The following is a 16,851-nucleotide window of genomic DNA, read 5'->3' on the forward strand; positions in this document are numbered from 1 at the left end:
TATCCGAGACGCTGGCGGACACGGCACGCCGGGAGTCGGGAAACCGCTGGTTTCATGCGCACATGGTTTGGGAAAGGTTCGAACCGATGTCCCGCAAGCACACGAAACAGCCACATCAGATCAAACGACGTTGCGGCAGAATGGGCTCTAACGGCGCAAAACCCGCAGAACGGGCGCAATTTGACATTGACTGACCTTGGGTCAATTCCATTCCATGCCCGCAATCAGTTCGGGCCGCCAACGGCCATTTGGGAGGTTTGTACGTGAACATCAAGAAAATCGCTTGGGCGAGTACGGTCCTGACGGGCCTTGCCACCGTCGCGGCAGCCGAGGAGCTGCGCTTTGACGACCTGTTCATCATCGGCGACTCGCTGAGTGACGCAGGAACCTATTCGCAGTCGATCATTGCTTCGGGGCAGGGGCAGCTTCCGGTCATCAATTACAAGTTCCTGACGAATGTGCCGGACGGGTCGTCGCTGACCTACGGCGAATTCCTCGGGCAGCAGCTGGGGCTGAGCCTCGGGCCGAACGTCTATTCTGCGGTGCCGATTGCCGGGCAGGACGAGGTGGGCCTTGGAGGCACGATCTATGCCGAAGGTGGCTCGCGCGTGACCGATCCGGCAGGGATCGGTTTCAGCCCGGCCACCGGCATCACCACGCGGTCGCTCACGGAACAGGTGGACCGGATGCTGGCCGACCGTCCTGAACTGGGCGAAAACGATCTGGTGATCCTCTGGGGCGGAGCGAATGACGTCTTCGCCCAGGCCGCCGGTGTGGGCGCGGCGGCGATCAGCCCGCAGGATGCGGCGGCGAACATGTCTCAGGCCGCGATCGAGCTGGTCGGGTTGGTCGATCGGGTGCGCGTCGCTGGCGCCGAGTCGGTGATCGTTGTCACCGTGCCGGATATCGGCGCGACGCCCTTTGGCATATCGTCCGGCCCGCAGGGTGCCGGATTGCAGACCGCGCTGACCGATGCGTTCAACCAGACGCTTCTGGCCTCGATTGGAGACCGCGCGGTGATCGTGGACAGTCAGAAACTCCTGGGTACGATTCAGGCGGATCCAGCCAAATACGGCTTCACCGCGCCAAACGCGGCGGTGGTCCCAGCGTGCCCGGATTCCTCGCTCGGCTGTCTGCAGGGATTGAACGCCAGCGCCGACAGCGAAGCCCGCGTCTTCGCCGATGGCGTACACCCGACAACCTCGGCGCACGAGCTGTTCGGTCAGGCCGCTTTTGCCGGGCTTCAGGCGGCGACCCAGACGGGCGCGATCTCCGTCGCCACCATGACCGCGCTGCGTCAGCATGGCCTGTCCATCGAAAACCGGATGAACCCGACCGTTCTGCGCGTCACCGATGAAAACGGCAACGCGCGGCGGCGCGAGGTGGGCGAGGTCGATGTCTATGCCAGCCTCGATTTCGGCAGTTACGAAGGCGATGCGCAACAGGTGACACCGGGTCTGGAAGGCCGGACCAAGGTGCTGAAGCTTGGTGCGGACATTGCTATTGCGCCCAACGCCACCATCGGCGCCGGTCTCAGCCTTGATCAGGGCGATGTGGATTTCGACAATGACGTGGGCGGGTTCGACAGCAACCTTATGGTCGGCGTTGTTTTCGGCCAGGTGGCTCTGTCTCAGAAATACTACGTGAACGCGGCCTTCGGGGCGGGGACCATCAACGTCGATGACATCACCCGCAGCTTTGCGCTCGGGCCGGCGACGGAACGTTACACGGCCGACACCGAAGGCAGCTACCGCTTCGCCCGCGTTGGCGGCGGCGCGCTCTATTCGCTGAATGATCAGGTGCGCCTGAACCCCTTCGCCCATTACACATGGGAGAAGGTCTCGATCGACGGGTTCACGGAATCGGACGGCGCGGCGAGCCTGTCTTTCGGTGACACCGAATATGAATCGAGCCGCATCACCGCCGGCCTTTCAGCGATCTTTGCTCCGTCCAACATGGATGGCTGGATCTTCAATATGCGCGGCTCGGTCGAGCATGATTTCAACGACGATCCGCTTGAAGTGTCGCTTGGTCCGGATTCCGACACGCTTGGTACGGTCTCCGCGCCGCGGCCGGACCAGACCTGGGGCTACATCTCGGGGTCGGTGGTCAAGGAATTCGGCTCGGGCGCGTTCCTGAGTGTCACCGGGACAAGCTCGATCGGTCTGGACGGGTCGCGCGGCTACACCGGGGCCGTCACGTACAAGATGACCTTCTGATCAGATCCGCATCTGGCCGCGGGCCGTTGCGCAAAAAGAAAGGCCGCCTGCAAGGGCGGCCTTTTTGTTTGTACAATGAACCGGTTACCGGCCCCAGCTGCGGACCGGGCCGCAATCCATGTGAACGAAGTTCGACCCGGAGTAGCGGCCAACGCCGCCCGCCTTGCAGGCAGCGGCGGCGCGCGCCATCTGGTTTACGGACCGGGAGCTGAGCCGGAGGTCGGCCGCCTGACCCTTGAGGTGCAGGGAATTCTTTGCAACGCCAGAACTGCGCGAGCGCAGCATGGCATTGGTTTTCGGGCTGCGATAGCCGCTCAGAAGCATGTAGGGTTCGGAAACATCCATCATGTTATGCGCTGCTGCCATGATATCGATGGTGCGCAGGTCGATGGATTTCACGTCATTGGTGCGCCAGTCGCGCATGAAGTGGTGAATCTCTTTCACGGCGTCTTTGATGTAATCGCCTTCGATCCAGTAGATCATGTCGATCCGTTCACCGGTCCGGCCCGAGTACATCCTGATCCGCCGGATATCGCCACCTCCACGCAGGAACCCTGCCGCATTGGAGTAGGTGGGCGCTGCCGCGACCGCAGTTGCTGCAAACGCAACCAACAGTCCGCGACGCGTGAAGCCGCCAGATACCATGTCAGTCATTGTGAAGTGCCTGTCCCGTTTTTCACTTTGCCTTGAGTCCACGCTGTTACGTGGTCTGCCGAATGCCTGATGTCGGGGACTATGACACAAGACGAATCTCAAAAAAACCTAAAGTTCCGAAAAAACTTTCAGTTCAAGTATTTTCGGCAGATTCCTGCTTAATCTGAAAAATTGTGTTAAACTTACGCTACACCTCCAAGTTGCGGTGCAGCGAAGCCGCATCGGATTTGGAAAATTCAAATTAAACCTTTTTGTGAATGGACACCCAATTTGGCGTTCTTGACGATGTGAACAAAATGCGCCTCCCACGCGTTGATCCTGTGGTGTTTCAAGGAGACTGTTTGATGACCCGACCGACGCTTCTTCGCAGCGTTGCCCTGCTTGCGATTGCAGCGGCCAGTTTCGTGGCTTCAAAGCCCGCGACCGCCGTGCAGGTGACTGCGTTTCAGCAGGCCGTGGCCGAGAACGTGTCGGGGGATGATCAGGTCGCCGCATTCTACCGGGCGCGTGGGTTCGAACCGATCTGGACGGGTGGGACAGAGGCCGATCTCGAACGGCGCACGGCGCTTCTCGAAGCTCTTGGCATGGCACGTCATCACGGGCTTCCAACCGCGAAATACAACTCGGACGCGCTGCTGTCGCAGATGGCATCGGTCCGCAGCGGTTTTGAACGGGGCGCACTCGAAGTTGCGCTGACCGAGCTTTATCTCGACTTTGCACGGGACCTTCAGACCGGTGTGATCGAAAAACCGCGCAGCGTCGTCAGCTCGATCGTGCGGGAAATCCCGCGTCGTGACGCGTCGTACTACCTCGACGGGCTGCTGTCTGACTCACCACGGGCCTTTCTCGCCACGCTGGCCCCGCAGTCGCACGAATACGCCCGCCTCATGAAAGCGAAGATGCGGCTTGAGCACACCATCGCTCATGGCGGGTGGGGTGCGCCCGTGCCGTCGGGCAAGTTCGAACCCGGCGATACCGGGGCAGGGGTCGTTGCCCTGCGCAACCGACTGATCGCGATGGGCTATCTCGACCGCACCGTGACCGCCCGGTACGACAGCGCGATGATCGACGCCGTCCGCCAGTTTCAGGAGGACCACGGTCTTACGGTCGATGGTGTGACTGGGGGCGAAACACTCACACAGATCAACGCGACACCGCAGGACCGGCTGAAATCGGTGATGGTCGCGATGGAGCGGGAGCGCTGGCTGAACCTGCCTGACGGGCTGGGCGAGCGGCATATCCTCGTCAACCTGACCGATTTCAACGCGCGCATCTTCGATCACGGAAAGCTGACTTTTGAGACGCGCTCGGTCGTGGGGCATCAGGACAGCGACCGCCAGACGCCAGAGTTTTCCGACGAGATGGACCATATGGTGATCAATCCGAGCTGGTACGTGCCGCGCTCGATCATCGTGAAGGAATACCTGCCAAAGCTGCGCAGCAATCCCGGAGCGGTCTCGCATCTCCAGATCACCGACAGTCGGGGCCGTGTCGTCAGCCGCAATCAGAGCTTCGCACGGTATTCGGGAAACAGCTTCCCATTCGCCATGCGCCAGCCGCCGGGTCCGCGCAATGCGCTGGGCACCGTGAAGTTCATGTTCCCCAACAAATACAACATCTATCTGCATGATACACCTGCGAAATCCCTGTTTTCGCGCGAGGTCCGCACCTACAGCCACGGCTGTGTACGCCTGAACGATCCGCATGACTTTGCCTATGCGCTTCTGGCGCGGCAGACCGATGATCCGGTCGGGTTCTTCCAGTCGCGCCTGCGGTCGGGCAGCGAGACGCGGGTCAATCTCGACGAACCGGTTCCGGTTCACCTGATTTACCGTACCGCCTTTACCCACGCCAAAGGGCATACCCAGTTCCGCCGCGACGTCTATGGGCGCGATGCGGCCCTTTGGAATGCGCTTAGCGCGGCAGGGGTGGAGATCGGCGGAATTCGCAGCTAAACCTCTGGCCAATCAGGCCGGAGGCTTCCCATGTCCTTTACCATTGCGCAGATCGCGGATGCCCTTGGCGTGCGCGCCGAAGGCGAGACCGCGTTGACAGTATCAGCGGTGGCAGAACCCGCAGATGCCGGGCCGGACGATCTTGCATTGGCCATGAAGCCCGAATTCGCAGAGCAGCTGCCCGAGGGGCAGGCGCGCGCGGCGATGCTCTGGGACGGGGCGGACTGGAAGGCGCTGGGCCTGCGCGCAGCCCTGCTGGCGCCACGCCCCCGCTACGCAATGTCCGGTCTGTCCGCGATGATGGACCCCGGCGCAGGTTATGCGCCCGAACGCCACCCCAGCGCAGCGATCGACCCCACCGCCAACCTGGCCGACGATGTCTCTGTCGGTCCCTTCGCGGTGATCGGGCCGGGCGTGACCATCGGCGCGGGATCGGTGATCGGCGCGCAGGTCTTCATCGGGCAGAACACGACAATCGGGCAGGGCGCTCTGCTGCATCCCGGCGTGAAGATCGGCCATTCCGTCACCATTGGTGATCGATTTATCGCCCATTTCGGGGCCAGCATCGGTGCGGACGGGTTCTCATTCGTCACACCGGAACCTTCGGCCGCCGAGAAGGTCCGTGAAACGCTGGGGGATCAGGGCGGGGCCACAGCGCAAAGCTATGCCCGCATCCATTCTCTGGGCAGCGTCACTGTCGGCGACGATGTCGAGCTTGGGGCCAACAGCTGTATCGACCGTGGCACTGTTCGCGACACGCGGATCGGCAATGGCTGCAAGTTCGACAACCTCGCACAGGTGGGCCACAACGTGGTGATCGGCAATGACTGCCTGATCTGCGCGCAGGTCGGTATCGCCGGCTCGTGCCGCATCGGCAACAACGTGGTGCTGGGCGGTCAGACCGGGGTCAGCGACAACCTGTTCATCGGCGACAACGCCATCACCGGCGGCGCAACCAAGGTGCTTTCCAACGTTCCCGCCGGTCGGGTGATGCTGGGCTATCCGGCGATGAAGATGGACACGCAACTTGACCTTTACCGCCAGCTCCGCCGCCTGCCGCGCCTGATGGCGGATGTGGCAAACCTCAAAAAATCGGTTTCAAAGCCCGACCCGAGCGACTAAATCACCCGCAGACGTAACGACCTCTGGGGTGCGCATATGACCGTGGAAGACCGGGTGATCCGGATCATTGCGGAACAGGCGATGATTGAACCGTCGGACGTGGCGCTGACCGATACGATGCAGGATCTGGGGATCGACAGCATGGGCCTCGTGGAATGCATCTTCGCGCTTGAGGAAGAATTCGAGATTGAGGTTCCGTTCAACGCCAACGAGCCGGAAAAGAGCGATTTCGACATCTCGTCGGTGCAGACCGTTGTCGCCGGGGTCGAGGGGCTGATCGCCCGGCAAAAGGCGTAAGCAGCCATGAAGCGCGTGGTCATCACCGGGGCGGGCACCGTCAACGCGCTGGGGCTGACCGTACCCGACACGCTGGAGGCGATGCGCGAAGGGCGCTGCGGAATTGGCCAACTGGCGTTTCAGGACGTGGAGCGCCTGTCGATCCAGATCGGCGCGCAGGTCCACGAGTTCGACGAGACCGCCCATTTCAACCGTCAGCAATTGTCGCTCTACGACCGCTTCACCCAGTTCACCCTCATCGCCGCCCGCGAGGCACTGGCACAGGCGGGGCTGGAATTCTCGGGTGAACTGGCCGCCAAGTCCGGTGTGGTCCTCGGCAATTCCGGCGGCGGCATGACCACGCTCGATGAGAATTACCGAAGCGTTTACGAAGAGGGAAAGAACCGGGTCCATCCGTTTGTCGTGCCCAAGCTGATGAACAACGCCGCTGCCTCCCATGTGTCGATGGAGTTCAACCTCAAAGGCCCGTCCTTCACCGTCTCTACCGCTTGCGCCTCGTCCAACCACGCCATGAGCCAGGCGTTCCAGATGGTGCATGGCGGTCTCGCCCCGGTGATGATCACCGGCGGGTCGGAATCGATGCTGTGCTTCGGCGGCGTGAAGGCGTGGGAAGGGCTGCGCGTCATGTCCAAAGACGCCTGCCGTCCCTTCAGCGCCAACCGCAACGGCATGGTGCAGGGCGAAGGGGCAGGCGTCTTCGTGTTCGAAGACTACGACCACGCCCGCAAACGCGGAGCCGAGATTCTGGCTGAGGTCGTGGGCTTTGCAATGACCTCGGATGCCTCCGACATCGTGATGCCATCCAAGAACGGCGCCGCGCGCGCCATCGCCGGGGCGCTGCATGATGCCAAGCTCAACCCGCAGGATGTGGGCTACATCAACGCCCACGGCACCGGCACTGCGGCGAACGACAAGACCGAATGTGCGGCGGTGGCGGATGTGTTCGGGGCACATGCCGACCGGCTGATGATTTCGTCCACCAAGTCGATGCACGGCCATTGCATCGGTGGCACCGGCGCGATCGAGCTTCTGGCCTGCATTATGGCCCTGCGCGACGGGGTGATCGCGCCCACCATCGGCTACGAGGAACCGGACCCCGAATGTGCGCTGGATGTCGTGCCGAACGAGGCCCGCGAGGCGAAGGTCGATGTCGCGCTATCCAATGCCTTTGCCTTCGGTGGGCTGAATTCCGTGCTTGCCCTGCGAGGGGTGTAGGGCGGCAGGCGCGATCACGCCTTCCGCGCTTTTGACAACTCTTGGTCCTTTTGGTGGAAGCTGGCACTTTCATTGCCGCTGGGATACGGCACCTCGGGAATGTCCACGTCGAGAAATCGGCAAAGTGGTTCCCAACCCGATCCAAGCTGATAGGTCAGCAAACGCTCCGGTCCAAACGCGCTTTGCACGTCAGCAACATTCCGATTGTAAACTGCGATCACGTGGTCCTTGTCGGAGACATCTCCTTCAAAAACAGTGTTCCGGAGCCGAGGCGCCATGCCTTCGGTTTTTTCCGGATCGCGAAGAAAGGTAAGAATGGTCTTTTCCATACTGGCGTACCAGCTTTCCGCATCGCGATAGGTCAACAGGATCTTTGTGTCGGGAAAATGGGCTGCCAATTCGCGCCAGTAGCGGGCCGCCGGCCAATCCACAGTGGCCCTGAATCCGTCGAACACCGCGTCCCAATCCGGCGTGACGGTCCCGTCATAGATGCCTTGCCACATCTCGAACCGGTCTTTGTTCGGGATGACCTCGTACATGTGGTAGCACGGGCCGTAGCCCAAGATTTCAAGTGCGCGTTTCATCGACTCCGTGCCGGTCCGCCCAAAACCTGCGCCGATTATGTCCAAAGCCATGTTTGCACCGCTCCAAATGATTATGTGCTTAGGTCAAACCCTGCATGACTCTCTTTGGGCTGTCACGGTTCTTGATAGCGCTGCTGTGTGTTATTCGGCGTAAGCCGTGTCCAACGTACGCAGGCTTTCCAAATCCTTAACGCCTGACACCGCATACCCTCGCCCACGATGCGCATCGAGCGGGAAGGATCACTCCCATGCCGCGACACCATGAACTGACACTCTCTTGATCCCCAAACGGGGCGACCATGAGAAACCGGTTTCACGAAGGCCCCAGCGGGGCACAGGTCGCGGGGGGAGACCCCGACAGATGAGAGAACCGTCAGGCCCAAAGGGCGGCGCCGCTTCTTCTCCGCATACCGTCATCCTCGGGCGAAGCCCCGAGGGCCTCAATCCTCAAACATCCTCGGGTCACGCCCGAGGATGACACTGGCGCGCGCCTGCCATCGCGCCCCATTGCACTTTCGTGAAACCCGTGGCCATCTGCGGCCATGAATTTTGCCAGCCGCATCACCCGACTTCCCCACGCATATGAACCCGAACAGGGGGGCGATGCGCTCAAGGTGGCTCCTTGGGCGACGGATGATCTGGCGCGGCTGATCGACGGGGCAGGCGGGTGCAGCCCCTATCTCAAATCGCTGATCGACAAGGAAAGCGGCTGGCTCGAAACCGCGTTCGACGACCCCGAGGCGGCGCTTCTGCACGAGCATGACGCCCTGCGCGCCACCGCGCCGGATGCCCTTCCGACACGGCTGCGGCAGGCCAAGCGGCGTGTGGCGCTCCTGACCGGTCTGGCCGATTTGGCGGCGGTCTGGCCGCTCGAAACCGTCACGCAGGCCCTGACGGACTTTGCCGACCTTTCGGTCCACCTCGCTCTGCGCGCCACCATCGCGCACGAGATCAAGCGCGGCAAGCTGCCGGGGCAGACCGAGGACGATGTCGAACAGGCCGGTGGCATGGTGGCGCTGGCCATGGGCAAGATGGGCGCCGGCGAGTTGAACTACAGCTCGGACGTGGACCTGATCTGCCTCTTCGACGAAACGCGCTTTGATCCGAACGATTACCATGAGGCCCGCTCGGGCTTCGTGCGTGCGACCCGCAAGGCCTGCGCCCTTCTCAGCGACATAACGGGCGAGGGCTATGTGTTCCGCACCGATCTGCGCCTGCGGCCGGACCCTTCCGTCACGCCGGTCTGCATCGCGATGGAAACGGCAGAGAGGTATTACGAAAGCCTTGGCCGGACATGGGAACGCGCCGCCTATATCAAGGCGCGCGCCTGTGCGGGGGACATTGCGGCGGGTGAGGGGTTCCTCAAGACACTGACGCCCTTTGTCTGGCGCAGGCATCTGGATTTCGCCGCCATCGAAGATGCGCATGACATGGTGCGCAAGATCCGCGACCACAAAGGGCTGGGCGGGCCGATCACCCTGCCGGGGCACAACATGAAACTGGGGCGCGGCGGCATCCGCGAAATCGAGTTCTTCACCCAGACGCGCCAGATCATCGCTGGCGGCCGCGACCCCGATCTGCGGGTGCGGGGCACGGTGCCGGGGCTGGCAGTGCTGGCCGACAAGGGCTGGGTGCCGTCCGACGTGGCCCAGACGCTGACCGCGCATTACCGCGCGCATCGCGAGGTGGAGCACCGCGTTCAGATGATCCGCGATGCCCAGACCCATGACCTGCCGCAATCCGAAAGCGGGTTCGACCGGCTGGCGGCCTTCATGGGCACCGACCGGGCTAGCCTCCAGCGCGACCTGCGAGACCGCCTCGAAGAGGTGCACGCGCTGACCGAAGGCTTCTTCGGCGGAGAGGCCACGCCCGCGCACGACATGGACGTTCCCGAAGATCTTGCCCGGTCCGAGATCGTCAGTCGCTGGCGCACCTATCCGGCGCTGCGCTCGGCGCGGGGCAGCGGGATTTTCGAACGGCTGCAGCCGGACATTCTGGGCCGTCTGGCGAAAACATCACATCCGCAGGACGCGCTTGCGGCTTTTGACGGCTTCCTCAGCGGGTTGCCCGCCGGCGTGCAGGTGTTTTCGCTGTTCGAAGCCAATCCGCATCTGATCGATCTTCTGATCGACATTGTCGGGGTGTCGCCGGATCTCGCACGCTACCTGTCGCGCAATGCCTCCGTGTTCGATGCGGTCATCGGCGGGGATTTCTTTGCCGACTGGCCGGGGCAGGCGGCGCTGCGAAACGCGCTGACCGAGGAACTGGCCCGCGAAAGTGACTACGAGAACAAACTCAACACCGCCCGCCGCTGGGCCAAGGAATGGCATTTCCGCATCGGCGTGCATCTGCTGCGTGGCCTGATCGGGGCCGAAGAGGCGGGTGCGCAATATGCAGACCTTGCCGATGCCACGCTGGGCGCGCTGGCCCCCGAGGTCGAGGCGGATTTCGCCCGCAAGCATGGCCCCTGTCCGGGCCGGGGGGCGGTCGTGCTGGGCATGGGCAGCCTCGGGTCGCGGCGTCTTCATGCGAAATCCGATCTCGACCTGATCGTGATCTACGATCCCGGTGAGGTGGAGATGTCCGAGGGCCGCAGGCCGCTTGCCCCGCGCCCCTATTACGCACGTCTGACACAGGCACTGATCACGGCGGTAACGGCGCCGATGGCCGAAGGCCGTATGTACGAGATCGACATGCGCCTGCGCCCGTCCGGAAATCAGGGGCCGGTGGCAACCAGCCTGACCTCGTTCCGCACCTATCAGTTGAACGACGCCTGGGTGTGGGAACATCTCGCACTGACCCGTGCCCGCGCCGTGGCCGGACCGGACACGCTGGCCCGGGATGTGGCTCAGGTGCAGGCCGAGGTGCTCGGCGCTGAGCAGGACCGCGACACCGTGCTGCGCGAGGTCGCGACCATGCGCAACCGCATCGCCGCGGCCAAAGGGGGCGGGGATCCGTGGGACCCCAAGCTGGGGCAGGGGCGGCTTCAGGATATCGAACTGGTCGCGCAAGCCGCAGCCGTGCTGGGCGGGCAGCCGCTTGGCTCTGTGCCCGACGCGCTGCAAAGCGGGGTGTCCTGCGGCTGGCTCAGTGGCGAACAGGCCGACCGTCTGGCAGACACGTACCGCCTGTGCTGGGCGCTCCAGATCGCGTCGCGGCTGATTTCGGAATCCACAATCGCGCCGGACAGCGACAACAGCGCGGCCTCGGGCTTTTTGTGCAGGATCACCGGAACCGACAGCATTTCGGAGCTGAAAAAGACACTCGATACGGCATCGACCGAGGCGGCGCAGATCATCAACGCCGTGTTGCCGGATGTCAGCGAAGAGGACTGAACCATGCGCAAGGGCGACGCCACCGACCCCAAGGGCCTGATCGCGGAATCCTACCGCATCGACGGCATTAGCTATGAGGAATGCCGCTCGATCTTTCTGGACTGGGCGCTGGCGGTCCCGGTGGACGCCGACAGCCAGACCTTGATTTCAGAGCTGCTGTCGCGCCATGGCGAAGAAGGGCACCCGATGACCCAGGTGCTCACTGAAGGCCTGACCGCTGCCAAAACCCCAAAACGCCGCGGGGGATGGAAAGCCAGACGCAGCTGAAAGTGGCGATTTGGCACCCAGATCCGCGGATTTCAGCCAGAAACTGCATTGCTTTTTCACTTGTTCGGAGAATTCTCCTATATCTGCGCTGGCGCATCGCATTGGCATTTGCGGTGTGATGGCAACCGCATTCCGACGTATACGGCAAGGATCGCACAAACGGCTCCTTTGCCCGCGCAGTTGGGTAGTAGACGCTTGCCGAAGAAAAAATTTGGTTTGCAATATCAGTTGGGTGAACTCGAGGACTTTAAAAAATATAACTGCTGCCAACCCGTTCCTGCAGGCACCGATGATGACAGAGCGGTTCGATCCGGTGCCCACTAACCGGCAGACAGCTTACCTCCGCCACGGAAGCAAAACACATAGGAGCTGCACGCGCTTATTTATCGGAAGGTTATCCATACCCAGCCCGACACCTGAGGCGCTTCTCGCCGAAGCACTGGGCTTGGACCCTTCGACCATCGGTCCCGAGACCGCGCTTGAAACCAGTGCGGCGTGGGACAGTCTGGCCCATTTCCGGATCGTTGCCGCAATCGAAGAGACGCTGGCTCGTCCGCTGACCCCGGACGAGATTTTCTCCGCAACGGATTACCAGAGCATCGGAGCGTTGCTCACGACCGGAACCGCCGCCCAGGATTGAGCCTGCCGGTCCGTCGTACGCCAACCCGTTCACCAATATCGACAAATGCGCGGAAACATGCTCCTTGGTCTGGCCGGGTCAGTGGGAAAGGGCGTCATGCGCGAGAGGTCGGACAATGCGGTTCTCGCGATCCTGATCAGCGTCCTCGCGCTCGTCCTCTTCGATCTGATGGGGTTGATCATCAAGCATCTTTCTCCTCGCTACAGCGCGGCGGAGCTTTCGGCCTATCGTAACCTCTTCGGTCTTGTGCCCAGCCTGATTGCACTCTGGATGACGGCAAGCTGGCGCGAGGCCGGGCGTCCGATGCGGATCCGCCAGTGGCGGCTGGCGGCGCTGCGGGGCGTTGCGGTCACCTTTGCCCAGTTCATGTTCTACCTGTCGCTCGGGATCATGGCCTTTGCCACGGCGACGACGATTTCCTACACAACCGCGCTGTTCACCACGGCACTCGCCGTTCCGATCCTGCGGGAGCGGGTGGGCTGGGTGCGCTGGTCCGCGGTCGCGGTCGGGTTTGTGGGGGTAGTGATGATTCTCAGACCGGGCAGCGATGCGTTTTCGTGGGCGCTGCTGCTGCCGGTCGGGGCGTCTGCGCTTTATGCCTTCAGCGGCGTGACCGCACGGCTGATCGACCCGGAGGTGCCTACGCCGCTCTTCAACCTCTATTCTTCGGTCATTGCGGCGGCGGGGTCGTTCACGCTGGCCATATCCATCGGCGGTTTCACCCCGGTGGCCAGCACCAGCGATCTGGCGTTCATCGTCCTGATGGGAATGTTCGGCGGATCAGCGGTGCTGTGCCTTGTGGTGGCCTACCGTATGACCGAGCCAAGCAACCTTGCCCCGTTCAGCTATTTCGGCATTCCCATCGCATTCTTTCTGGGATGGGTGTTCTTTGCCGAAGCGCCAGTGGACGATCTCTGGCCCGGTGCGCTTCTGATCGTGATCGGTGGGCTGATGATCGTGTTCAGGGAACGCGGGTTGCGGCGTCCGAAGGGACCCGGGCTCTGAGCCCGTCTGCCTTGCGCCCACGAAAAAGGCCGCCCAAGGGGCGGCCTGACTTCTGTCCGGGCTGAACGATATCAGCCGTTCGATGCCGCCGGTGCCGGGGCAGGGGCCGGCTTGGCCTTGCCACCGTTGAGCGGGTCGTCCTGACGCTGCACCGAGCCTTCGAAATGGGCGCCAGATTCGATCGCGATGGTCTTGTGGATGATATCACCCTCGACACGTGCGGTTGCGGTCAGACGCACCTTCAGGCCACGCACACGGCCCACGACGCGGCCGTTCACCACGACATCGTCAGCCACCACTTCGCCCTTGATCGTGGCGCTCTCGCCCACGGTCAGCAGGTGCGCACGGATGTCGCCCTCGACGGTGCCTTCGACATTGATGTCGCCGGTGGTCTTCAGATTGCCCGTGATGTGCAGATCGCTCGACAGGATCGAGGCCGCCGGCTTGGCCTTGGGCGCGGATGCCTTGAACTCGGTTGCCGCAGACGGGCGCGAGGTTTCGGGAGTCGCCGGTTTCGGCGCGCTGCCCTCATCGGCCTTGGGGCCGGGCTCATTGATTTTACTTTTAGAAAACATCGTTTGCAGCCTTGATGTAGATCATGGGGTTAACGGGTTTGCCGCCGACTCGAACCTCGTAGTGTAAATGGGTGCCGGTGGAACGACCAGTGTTCCCCATAGCAGCAATTCTATCCCCGCGCGAGACCCTTTGACCCTTCTTCACGTAGAGTTTCGAGTTATGCGCGTAGCGGGTTTCGATGCCGAACTCATGCTGGATCTTGACGAGTCTACCATATCCTGACTGCCAGCCCGCATAGGTCACAACACCGTCCGCCGTGGCGTAGATCGGCGTGCCGTGTGCGCCGGCGAAATCGGTGCCCGCATGCAGGCGACCCCAGCGATATCCGAATCCGCTGGTAAAGCGGAACGAATCCTTGATCGGCATGGCGAAGGGCGCTTTTTCCGCCGCGATCCGGTACAGGTTGAGGCGGTCCATCTGGTTCAGGATGCGGTTGGCGCGCAGCACGTCCTCAGACGGTTCCTCGCCACGGGTCGAGAAGCTCAGCGGCATCAGCGGGCCACCCTGGCCGGAATAGCCACGGCGCACCTGATTGAGGATGGTGTCGGGGTTCATGCCCGCCGCTTCGAACATCTTGTCGAGCGGTTTGACGGAGACGGTCATCGCCTCTTCGAGCTGGCGGAAGATTGTGTCGTTCTTTTCTTCCATCAGCTTGATTTCGGTCGCCATCTCGTCGGCGCGGATCAGGGCATCCTGCGCGTCGGCCACAACCTGATCGCGCTCTTCTGCGGTGCGGGCCAGGGCGGCTGACAGGAAATCCAGCGTCGTGCTGTCGATCTCGCCACCCGAGGCAAGGGCAGTACCGCCTTCGTTGATCTCGTTCCGCAGTGCGGCCAGTTCGGTCCGTACGTCTTCGCGGTCACGGATCGCATCGCGCAGTTTCAGCTGAACAGCCTCCAGTCCGGTTTCCAGCTCTGCCGTGCGGGTTTCGGCATCGAGCAGCCTGGACTGCATGACCGAGACCTGTTCCAGAGCGGTGTTGAACCGCTCCTGCGCGGCGACCGCTTCGGCGGCACGGGCATTGCGTTCTTCGGAGAGGATGTTGAGGCGAAGCTGGTAGGTTTCGAGATCGCGGCGGGCCTGTTCGCGGAAGTTGCCGGATCCGATGGAGTCCATCAGCAGGACGGCGGTGGCGATGATGCTCCAGGCTAGGACGAGGGATGCGCCCCCGAAGGCAATGGCCTGTGTGCTGGATTTCAGCCGGATGAAGCGGGTGTCTGTATCGGATCTCAGGAACAGTCGGCGTTCCGGAAAAAAGCGTTCAAGTATGGCATGCAGTTTGATCGCAAGTCGTGTGCGCACCTGTATGTTCCTCTTTCCCGTCCCTTAGGTCGCGCCTCTAAAGCCCCAACTCCGGGCGCGTATCCGTTACGGCTCTATCGATACATTCCGAAATTGGCAACGTTTTTGGACCAGTGATTCCCGCGCGCGCGCGATCCCTTGCCGAATTGGCAAGATTTCGCCGATCTTTTCGGGGCTTATCGAAGGTTGCGCATCTGCCACGGAACGTGGCGCGGTCAGCCGGTTTCCGTCAGCGGCCAGTAGAAATCCGGCGGAAGCCCCGCCTCGGCGCGCTTTTCCTCGTTGAAAGGTGGTTTCAGTGCGCCTTTGAAATAGCGCCGCACCAGTGTGTGAAAGGCGTCTTTCGGGTCTTCCTCGTGGCGCCCACACAGAAAGTGAAACCATTTCGAGCCATAGGCCACATGCCCCACTTCCTCGGCATAGATTGTCTCAAGTGCGGCCACGGCGCTGGTGGCATCGGCCTTGCGGAAGATCTCGATCATGCCGGGGGTCACATCCAGGCCCCGTGCTTCGAGCACCATCGGCACCACCGCCAAACGGCCCATGAAATCGTCCACCGTGTCTTCGGCGGCGCGCCACATGCCGGCGTGGGCGGGCAGGGCGCCGTAAAAGCTACCCATCTCTTCAACACAGTCGCACATCAGGTTGAAATGCTTGGATTCCTCGTCCGCCGCCTTGACCCAGTCATCATAGAACCCCATCGGCATCCGGACATGGGTAAAGCGCGGGATGATGTCCCAGTGCAGGTCCACCGCGTTCAGTTCGATATGCGCCACCGCATGCAGAAGCGCGATGCGCCCCTGCGGACTGCCGGGCTTGCGCTTGGGCACATCGCGCGGGTCGAGCAGTTCCGGCGCATCCGGCCGGGATGGGCGCAGCGGCGGCGTGGCGGTTCCGATCTCAAGCGGCGCGCCTGCCTCGCGCGCGGCGAACCATTGCGCGGCATAGTCCCGCGACTTGGCGGTTTTGTCCCGCCCGTCCGCAGTGGTCAGAACATCCACCGCCATGTCACATAAGGTCATCATAGCCCCTCATTGCGCGCTGGGCGTTGAAGTTCAAGCCGATGACCTGTGCTTCTCTGTTTAATAAATACCTCGGGAGTATGAGGGCGGAGCCCTCATGCGCGCCGCAGGCGCGCCCCGGTCGGATCGGGCATGGCCCGATCCGAGACAAAGATGATCAAAGCGCCTTTGCCGCTTCAAGCACCTCTTCGGCATGGCCAGGTACTTTGACCTTGCGCCAGGCTTTCGCGATCCGGCCCTCGGCGTCGATCAGGAAGGTCGAGCGTTCGATCCCCATGAACTTTTTGCCGTACATGGATTTTTCCTTCCACACGCCGAAATCCTCGGACGCGGTGCCGTGTTCGTCCGAGATCAGCGGCACGGTCAGCTTTTTCTTGACCATGAACTTCTCGTGGCTCTCGAGGCTGTCTTTGGAAATGCCGAACACCTTGACGCCGATCTGCGCAAATTCGCTGTCCAGAGCGGTGAAGGCCTCGTTTTCCTTGGTGCAGCCCGACGTTTCATCACGGGGGTAGAAAAACAACACAACCGGCGTGCCGCGCAGGCCCGACAGCGAGATTTCGCTGTGTTCGCCGCCCTGTACGGGAAGGGTGAAGTCCGGAGCCAATTCCAGTGTGTCGCTCATGGCGCTATCCTTTAAGAGTAAGAAAACGGATCG

At 62.2% G+C, this 16,851-nt stretch carries 15 protein-coding genes; 9 read left to right on the top strand and 6 right to left on the bottom strand.

Annotation, left to right across the window (positions count from 1 at the left end):
• Positions 1-263: 263 nt before the first annotated feature.
• Entirely contained in the window at positions 264-2,219 is a 1,956-nt protein-coding gene (locus tag MGEO_RS09115) for an autotransporter domain-containing protein (RefSeq protein WP_143746258.1), read from the top strand.
• Between the two features lie 84 nt (positions 2,220-2,303).
• Here the strand turns inward: MGEO_RS09115 and MGEO_RS09120 are convergent, their stop codons facing one another.
• Positions 2,304-2,873, bottom strand: a complete 570-nt coding sequence (locus MGEO_RS09120) for a YcbK family protein (protein WP_085636411.1) — start codon at positions 2,871-2,873, stop codon at positions 2,304-2,306.
• Between the two features lie 344 nt (positions 2,874-3,217).
• Here MGEO_RS09120 and MGEO_RS09125 point away from each other — a divergent pair, with 344 nt between their 5' ends.
• Genes MGEO_RS09125 through MGEO_RS09140 form a run of 4 tightly spaced genes read left to right on the top strand, consistent with a single transcriptional unit; the run spans position 3,218 to position 7,462 of the window.
• Positions 3,218-4,828, top strand: coding sequence for a L,D-transpeptidase family protein (locus MGEO_RS09125; protein WP_085636480.1), 1,611 nt, complete (start codon positions 3,218-3,220; stop codon positions 4,826-4,828).
• A 30-nt stretch (positions 4,829-4,858) separates the two neighbouring features.
• Positions 4,859-5,950: a UDP-3-O-(3-hydroxymyristoyl)glucosamine N-acyltransferase gene (gene lpxD / locus MGEO_RS09130; protein ID WP_085636412.1), complete on the top strand. Its 1,092-nt coding sequence runs from the start codon at positions 4,859-4,861 to the stop codon at positions 5,948-5,950.
• Positions 5,951-5,986: 36 nt separating this feature from the next.
• Positions 5,987-6,247 (top strand): acyl carrier protein, encoded by a 261-nt coding sequence (locus MGEO_RS09135; protein WP_085636413.1) that lies wholly within the window; start codon positions 5,987-5,989, stop codon positions 6,245-6,247.
• 6 nt (positions 6,248-6,253) lie between these two features.
• A complete protein-coding gene (locus MGEO_RS09140) occupies positions 6,254-7,462 on the top strand; it encodes a beta-ketoacyl-[acyl-carrier-protein] synthase family protein (RefSeq protein WP_085636414.1) in 1,209 nt (402 codons plus the stop codon).
• Positions 7,463-7,476: 14 nt separating this feature from the next.
• Here MGEO_RS09140 and MGEO_RS09145 read toward each other — a convergent pair whose 3' ends face one another.
• Positions 7,477-8,097, bottom strand: coding sequence for a sulfotransferase family protein (locus MGEO_RS09145; protein ID WP_198948097.1), 621 nt, complete (start codon positions 8,095-8,097; stop codon positions 7,477-7,479).
• Between the two features lie 491 nt (positions 8,098-8,588).
• On the opposite strand from MGEO_RS09145, the gene MGEO_RS09150 reads away from it, so the two are divergent.
• From MGEO_RS09150 to MGEO_RS09165, 4 genes are all read left to right on the top strand, one after another.
• Positions 8,589-11,381, top strand: a complete 2,793-nt coding sequence (locus MGEO_RS09150) for a [protein-PII] uridylyltransferase family protein (RefSeq protein WP_085636415.1) — start codon at positions 8,589-8,591, stop codon at positions 11,379-11,381.
• A 3-nt stretch (positions 11,382-11,384) separates the two neighbouring features.
• Complete coding sequence (locus MGEO_RS09155; RefSeq protein ID WP_085636416.1) at positions 11,385-11,648, top strand: hypothetical protein; 264 nt, start codon at positions 11,385-11,387, stop codon at positions 11,646-11,648.
• Positions 11,649-11,940: 292 nt separating this feature from the next.
• A complete protein-coding gene (locus MGEO_RS21845) occupies positions 11,941-12,288 on the top strand; it encodes an acyl carrier protein (RefSeq protein WP_269845886.1) in 348 nt (115 codons plus the stop codon).
• A gap of 45 nt (positions 12,289-12,333) precedes the next feature.
• Positions 12,334-13,293, top strand: coding sequence for a DMT family transporter (locus MGEO_RS09165; protein ID WP_233139787.1), 960 nt, complete (start codon positions 12,334-12,336; stop codon positions 13,291-13,293).
• Positions 13,294-13,364: 71 nt separating this feature from the next.
• Here MGEO_RS09165 and MGEO_RS09170 read toward each other — a convergent pair whose 3' ends face one another.
• From MGEO_RS09170 to MGEO_RS09185, 4 genes are all read right to left on the bottom strand, one after another.
• Positions 13,365-13,868, bottom strand: coding sequence for a bactofilin family protein (locus tag MGEO_RS09170; protein WP_085636418.1), 504 nt, complete (start codon positions 13,866-13,868; stop codon positions 13,365-13,367).
• A complete protein-coding gene (locus MGEO_RS09175; RefSeq protein WP_085636419.1) occupies positions 13,858-15,171 on the bottom strand; it encodes a M23 family metallopeptidase in 1,314 nt (437 codons plus the stop codon). The genes MGEO_RS09170 and MGEO_RS09175 overlap by 11 nt, the downstream gene beginning before the upstream one ends.
• Positions 15,172-15,386: 215 nt before the next feature.
• Positions 15,387-16,196, bottom strand: a complete 810-nt coding sequence (locus MGEO_RS09180) for a ferritin-like domain-containing protein (RefSeq protein WP_085636420.1) — start codon at positions 16,194-16,196, stop codon at positions 15,387-15,389.
• Positions 16,197-16,350: 154 nt separating this feature from the next.
• On the bottom strand, positions 16,351-16,818 hold the full coding sequence (locus MGEO_RS09185; RefSeq protein WP_085636421.1) for a peroxiredoxin: 468 nt from the start codon (positions 16,816-16,818) through the stop codon (positions 16,351-16,353).
• Between the last annotated feature and the right edge of the window lie 33 nt (positions 16,819-16,851).

The organism is Marivita geojedonensis, from assembly GCF_002115805.1.
GTDB classification, from domain to species: domain Bacteria; phylum Pseudomonadota; class Alphaproteobacteria; order Rhodobacterales; family Rhodobacteraceae; genus Marivita; species Marivita geojedonensis.

Bases quoted from the DNA above. Each gene is read 5' to 3' on its own strand.
- lpxD (WP_085636412.1), top strand. From the start codon at position 4,859: ATGTCCTTTACCATTGCGCAGATCGCGGATGCCCTTGGCGTGCGCGCC.
- MGEO_RS09155 (WP_085636416.1), top strand. From the start codon at position 11,385: ATGCGCAAGGGCGACGCCACCGACCCCAAGGGCCTGATCGCGGAATCC.
- MGEO_RS09120 (WP_085636411.1), bottom strand. From the start codon at position 2,873: ATGACTGACATGGTATCTGGCGGCTTCACGCGTCGCGGACTGTTGGTT.
- MGEO_RS09125 (WP_085636480.1), top strand. From the start codon at position 3,218: ATGACCCGACCGACGCTTCTTCGCAGCGTTGCCCTGCTTGCGATTGCA.
- MGEO_RS09180 (WP_085636420.1), bottom strand. From the start codon at position 16,196: ATGATGACCTTATGTGACATGGCGGTGGATGTTCTGACCACTGCGGAC.
- MGEO_RS09140 (WP_085636414.1), top strand. From the start codon at position 6,254: ATGAAGCGCGTGGTCATCACCGGGGCGGGCACCGTCAACGCGCTGGGG.
- MGEO_RS09145 (WP_198948097.1), bottom strand. From the start codon at position 8,097: ATGGCTTTGGACATAATCGGCGCAGGTTTTGGGCGGACCGGCACGGAG.
- MGEO_RS09185 (WP_085636421.1), bottom strand. From the start codon at position 16,818: ATGAGCGACACACTGGAATTGGCTCCGGACTTCACCCTTCCCGTACAG.
- MGEO_RS21845 (WP_269845886.1), top strand. From the start codon at position 11,941: ATGACAGAGCGGTTCGATCCGGTGCCCACTAACCGGCAGACAGCTTAC.
- MGEO_RS09135 (WP_085636413.1), top strand. From the start codon at position 5,987: ATGACCGTGGAAGACCGGGTGATCCGGATCATTGCGGAACAGGCGATG.
- MGEO_RS09150 (WP_085636415.1), top strand. From the start codon at position 8,589: ATGAATTTTGCCAGCCGCATCACCCGACTTCCCCACGCATATGAACCC.
- MGEO_RS09165 (WP_233139787.1), top strand. From the start codon at position 12,334: ATGCGCGGAAACATGCTCCTTGGTCTGGCCGGGTCAGTGGGAAAGGGC.
- MGEO_RS09170 (WP_085636418.1), bottom strand. From the start codon at position 13,868: ATGTTTTCTAAAAGTAAAATCAATGAGCCCGGCCCCAAGGCCGATGAG.